This window comes from Streptomyces sp. NPDC037288, assembly GCF_055603265.1.
In genome coordinates this window covers 1-1208 of sequence record NZ_JBVJVY010000226.1, presented here as the reverse complement: position 1 = coordinate 1208, position 1208 = coordinate 1, and the positions used below count along the sequence as shown (strand labels likewise).

The following is a 1208-nucleotide window of genomic DNA, read 5'->3' as shown; positions in this document are numbered from 1 at the left end:
GTCGGTGGTGACGGTGGGTAGCCGTCAGTGCAGGAGGATACGGTGGCGGAGGAGATCGAATCCGGCACGGCCGTGCATCTGTCTCATGATCCGTTTCGTTCTGGTGTTGACGCCTTCGGTGCGACCGTTGTGGTAGGGCAGGGTGAGGCCGGCGTCGACGGCTGGGCGGTCGAGTTCCAGGCCGTTGGTGAAACTGTGCAGGTGAGGCAGGGTTGCGGCGCGGGTGGCGGTGATCCACTCGGTGAGCTTCAGATCGTTGCCCTGGGCCGGTGTGAGCAGAGCGGCGAAGCCGCGCACGAGGTCGGCGAGTTCAGTCATCTCCGGGCAGACCGCGGTGATCTTCTCCAGCAGGGTGGCCTCCTTCGGCCGGAGGTTGTCCGGATCGGTGAGGAGGAGCCGCGCGGCGCGACGTGGGGTGGTGACGGGCCGGTCGCCGTCGGCGCGGCCCTGGTTGAGGTATTTGTGCAGGCCGTTGAGGCTGCCGGTGTAGCCGAGTTCCTTGATCTCGTGGAAGAGGTGGAGGACGGGGACGCCCGGCTCCTCGTTCCGGCGACGGTGCAGGTGTTCGCGGTAGGGGTCGACAAGAGTGGGCCGGTAGGCCGGTGCGATGCGCAGACCTGTGGGCTCGGGCATGCGGGCGTAGCGTTTGACGGTGTTCAATGCGAGGCCGAGGCGACGGGAGCAGTCCAGCAGGCCGACGCCCTGGCCGAGCAGGGTGTGGACCTTGTTCCAGCGTTCACGGGTGGTCTGTTCGCGGATGCCGCCGGGCAGCGGCGGGTTGAGGACGGCGGCCCAGCAGCCGGCGTGGGCGCGGACCTCGAGCTGGACCTTGTCGCACAGGTTGCGCCACAGGTGCCAGCGGTCGCTGACCTGCACCGCGTTGGGCAGGGCGCGGCGGACAGCCTCGGCATAGGTGGCCGAGCCGTCCCGGCATACGACCTCGATGCCGGGATGTTTGCGCAGCCAGGCTTCCAGGGGATCGGCGTCCCGGCCGGGCAGGACCTCGATGCGCCGGCCGGTGACAGCATCGGTAATGATCGTGGCGTAGCGGTGACGGCGCCGCAGCGCGAAATCGTCCACGCCGATCACCCGCGGGACCGGCGCCTCGGGCACCGGCAGACGCCACAGCCACCTCAGCACGGTACTGCGGGAGACCGGCATGGCGAGCAGGCTGGCCAGACGGGCGCCCGCCCGGCCGCATAACTCCC

Annotated in this window: 1 protein-coding gene; it reads right to left on the bottom strand. The window is 69.5% G+C overall.

Annotated elements, in window-relative coordinates:
- Positions 1–24: 24 nt before the first annotated feature.
- Positions 25–1208 (bottom strand): ISL3 family transposase (locus tag ACZ7GZ_RS43430; protein WP_471033390.1); only part of this gene is annotated, 1184 nt, incomplete at its 5' end.